The 4,979-nt window shown below is 36.4% G+C and carries 2 protein-coding genes; both read left to right on the top strand.

Going from position 1 to position 4,979, the window contains the following annotated elements:
- Positions 1 to 324: OmpA family protein (locus LBV24_RS14890; protein WP_224478770.1), on the top strand; the 324-nt coding region annotated here is incomplete at its 5' end.
- A gap of 541 nt (positions 325 to 865) precedes the next feature.
- On the top strand, positions 866 to 4,979 hold a 4,114-nt coding region (locus LBV24_RS14885), incomplete at its 3' end, for a beta strand repeat-containing protein (RefSeq protein ID WP_224479456.1).

Here is a 4,979-nt window from a genome sequence, read left to right as displayed (position 1 = left end):
GATAAATGGAATATTAGAACCGATGCTCAATACGAATTGGAAAATATTGTTGATGTCTTGAGAAAACACCCTGAAATGGTCATTAAAATTGAATCCCACACGGATAGCCGTGGTGGAGACCGATATAATATGAAGCTTTCGGATAGACGCGCAAAGGCCACAAGAGACTATATAATTTCTAGGGGTATCAGTAAGGATAAAATAGAAAGCGCCATAGGATATGGTGAAACTCAACTGTTAAATAAATGTGCTAATAAGGTTGATTGTACAGAGGAAGAACATCAAATGAACAGGCGTTCTTACTTCTATATCATAAAAGAATAATTCAACCCTCAAATTATGTTAAGAAGAGCAAGTTATATACTTGCTCTTTTTTTATGAACCATAAAATGGTATTAATTGACAGATTTTACTAAAGCAATTATACAACAATATATAGCCAAAAATTAAATAATTTAAAAGTTCATTTTAGATTAACCTTCCATTTAGTCTTATCGATAAAATACCAGTTAATCCGATATAAGGTAAAAAAAATCCGTTTTATCGATTATTTTGCCGCTTCAACTCTTATGTTTGTATATCACTTTAGATATAAGTTCTTTTGTTTGTAAAATTAATGTAAATGACCCCAAATCAAAAATATATTAATCCGCCTTTGGAAGCATTTGCATTATTGATACTTCCCTCAGTATTTCAAGTTGAACAAAAACAGATGATGTTAAAAGAGTAACAGTCTGCCTACTATTTATGCAGTAATGTTTAGCCTTTTAGCGACATATGACATTTAGAAGTTATTATGTGTAATATGAGAAACAAGTACAATTGTATTACAATACCGAGTAATTTGAAAAAACATTTAATATTAATGTTTCTTCTTGCGATTCCTATTTTTGGATTCACTCAAGTAGTTGGCCAACAAGAACCCTCAATAAGAACAGGTGTTACATTCCAATGGTTCGATATACAAGACACCAATGGTAATGGTGATATCAGTGATACTGAAAACAATAGACCTGCAACCATACAGTCTATTACTATAGACGGTAATGTATTTAACACCTTTGCTGTACCCAATGGTTATCAATTGACACGATTAGGGCCTGGAGGTCATAATCTTAACAATATTAGAAGCAATGGTGGACAAGTAATAGGCACAAGTATTACGGCGACACCCAATATAAATGATAATACTGCTTGGGATGATGCTGCTCTAGTCGCTTTTCAATCTCGAAATCTAAATCATTTTTTCGCGTCTAATGGTAATGGACGAAATATTTGCCTAGATTTTGATGATGTAAATGGTACAAATGGAGTTCCTGAAACAGATGCACAACTTCAAACATTATTTTATAGCCCAGCAATTCCTTCTAATGCTGGTGGTATTTTGGCAGTTACTGAACGAGGCGGTAATAACTGTTTCTACGTAAGATTTATAGGTACTTTACCAGGCAGCACAACAGAAACAGTTTTAGGTGATACTTTTATTAGAACGGACGGAAACCTAACGGGTGGTGATGGACCAAATGCTCCTTCTGGTGGACTCGTGCCTGCATCTGGTTCTGATTATTGGGAATCTGATAGAGAAATTGACAATGGCCAATCTATTGCAATAGCATTATATGAACTGAATAGGATAGCTCCAACCGGCTCCCTGATAACAAAAATTGAATTTATTTCCTCAACATCAGATGATGGTGATGGGAAATTTTTCATTTTACAAAAATATGCCTCGGACCAACAGGAATTTAACTGTATTGATGGTACATTTAATGGTGATTTAAAAGTAAAAAATAATGCACCATTAGGTTCAACATATTCAATAGTTACACCTCCAAGTCCAGCAGGACAATCATTTACATTTAATCCAGATGGTACTTATACCTATGTACCCTCCCCTGGATTTACAGGTGACGTGACATTTGAATTCGAAGTATGCTTACCGGCACCAAACACTTCTGTTTGCGATACAGCAGAAGTTACACTTAGCTTTGTAGAATTACCTGATGATCCAACATTCACTATATTTTGTACGGGTACACCAAATATTTATAATTTAACTATTGACAGTCCATTAGGGTCAGAATATGAATACACACTTGATAATGGTGTAACCTACCAGGATTCGCCAAATTTCACAGATCTAGCACCTGGAAGTTATACTTTATTGGTTAGAAATAAGTTGGTAGGTTGTGAAACACCTTACACAAGTAATCCAATACTGATAACTTTACTCGGTGCATCAGTAGTTGAAACAGATGTGGATTGTTTTGGTGAGAATACCGGATCAATTGACCTAACAGTTAATGGAGGTTATGCACCTTACACATTTTCTTGGAGTAACGGAGCAACAACTGAGGATCTTAACAATATTGGAGCTGGGACATATACAGTTTCCATAACAGATAGTAATGGTTGTACATTTACTGATAGTTATACAATATCAGAACCATCTGAGGCATTAACTACGAGTATTAACTCAAGTACTGATGTATTATGTAAGGGTGATGCAACAGGTGCTGTTGATTTAACTGTTAGTGGTGGTACAGCACCTTACACATATGCATGGAATTCAGGTCAAACCACACAAGACCTAATTAATATAATAGCTGGTAACTATTCAGTTACAGTAACTGATGCTAATGGTTGTACAAGTACAATACAACAATCCATTGATGAACCAACTGATTCACTTTCTGCTTCTATAACAAATACCACAAATATCGATTGTAATGGTAATTCAACAGGAAGTTTCACTTCTGAAGCATCTGGTGGAACAAGTCCATTTCAATACTCCATTGATGGAGGCACAACTAATCAAGCAACTGGTCTTTTTGAAAATTTAACAGATGGAAATTATACTGTATTAGTAACAGATGCGAACAATTGTACAACAACAGTAAACGTGTCACTTACAGAACCAGATGTATTAGGTATATCAATTGATAGTGTAACAGATGTAGATTGTACTGGTGAGGCTACTGGTGATATACTTACAACTGTGGTAGGAGGAACTCAACCATATACATTCTCTTGGAGTAATTCGGCTACAACTCAAAACTTAAATGATGTAACTGCTGGTTCTTATACTGTTACGGTTACAGATGCGAATGGGTGTACTGCTTCTACAAGCACGACAATTTCAGAACCTTCAAGTCCTTTAAGTCTTAATATCAGTAAGACTGACGCAAATACTGCACAAGGTTGTACCAATGGCGAGGCATCAGCAGATGTTTCAGGTGGTACTGCACCATATAGTTATCAATGGAGTGCTTCTGCCAGTAATCAAACGACGACTACCGCAACTAATTTACCAGTTGGTAGTCATTCAGTAACTGTTACTGATGCAAATGGTTGTGAATTAACTCAAAGTATAGTAATAGTTTGTGTTAATACTTGTGATGCCGAAATAACTATTGGTACAATTACTAATGTACTTTGTGTTGGTGATGCCACAGGAGCAGGAACAGTGACAGCAAGTTCAAATGCCAACCCAAGCGCAACGTTTACATTTACATGGAGTAATGGCCAAGTTGATGCTGGTGTAACTTCAAGTACAATTAATAATGTAACAGCTGGTGTTTATGATGTAAGTGTAACAATAGATGGCACAGTTTGTCAACCAGTTGAAGAAACTATCTCAATAACTGAACCTACAAATGCATTAAACCTATCTGCTTCTGCAACAGACGAGTTAGGTCCTAGTACTGGTGATGGTACTGCTAGTGCTTCTGCTTCAGGTGGAGTTTCCCCTTATACATATTCTTGGAGCCCTGGAGGAGAAACAACTCAAAATATAAGTGGATTATCATCAGGATCATATACAGTTACTGTTACGGATGCAAACGGATGTACGGAATCTGCAACTGTGATGGTTAATCCAGGTACTTGTAATAATTTATCTATTTCTGGAACATCTACACCAGTAGTGTGCAACGGAGAAAGTAATGGCAGTGTAACTGCGGTAGTATCAAATGGAACAGGTCCATTTACATATAGTTGGGATACACTTCCAGACACCACATCAAGTGTTTCTGGTATACCTGCTGGTAACTATACAGTTACTGTAACTGATCAAACAACACTTTGTACTCAAAGTACAACTATAACAGTTAATGAACCAACTGCCCTTAGTACAGGTATTGCTGTTACAAATATCCTTTGTAATGGTGAAGCTACGGGTTCAGTCGATTTAACTGTAAACGGAGGAACTCCGCCTTATACTTATTTATGGAATACTGGAGCTACAACTGAAGATTTAATTAATGTTATTGCTGGAAATTATTCGGTTACTGTAACTGATGCAAATGGATGTACAGCTTCAAATTCTGCAAATGTTATTGAACCTGCGGAAAAAGTTTCTGGGTCAATAACTCAGATTACAAATGTAGAATGTTTAGGTGAAAGTACGGGTAGTTTTGAAGCTTCTGGATCTGGTGGAGTGCCACCATATTCATACTCAATTGATGGTGGTTCTACAAGCCAATCAAGCGGATTATTCGAAAATCTTTCCGCTGGTAATTATACTATTCTTATTACTGATGCAAATGGCTGTACATTTAATATATCTGATACAATTGATACTGATGACACCGAATCTCCTATAATTTCTGTACCTGCAACTATTATTATAGAAGGTTGTACTGCTTCAGATATTACAAACACTAGCGCAGTATTTCCATTTAGCACAGTAACTTCTGGTGATATTCAATCAGAATTTGCTACAAATCCAAGTTACAACGCATCAGATGATTTTAACATACAGAGTCTAACATATATTGATGTTGTAACATCAACAAATAACTGTCCTATTACTGTTTTAAGAACATTTACTATTACGGACAATTGTAGTAACACTGCTACAGCAACACAAACAATAACTGTCCAGGATACTACGCCACCGACTATTACAGCGCCTGCCGATGTGACTATCGAGTGTACCGAGGACGAGTCTTCTGCCAACACTGGCGTGGCTACTGGTA

This window comes from Winogradskyella vincentii (assembly GCF_020166345.1).
GTDB lineage: Bacteria > Bacteroidota > Bacteroidia > Flavobacteriales > Flavobacteriaceae > Winogradskyella > Winogradskyella vincentii.
The sequence above is the reverse complement of the archived record's forward strand: the minus strand, read 5'-3'. Positions and strand labels throughout refer to the sequence as shown.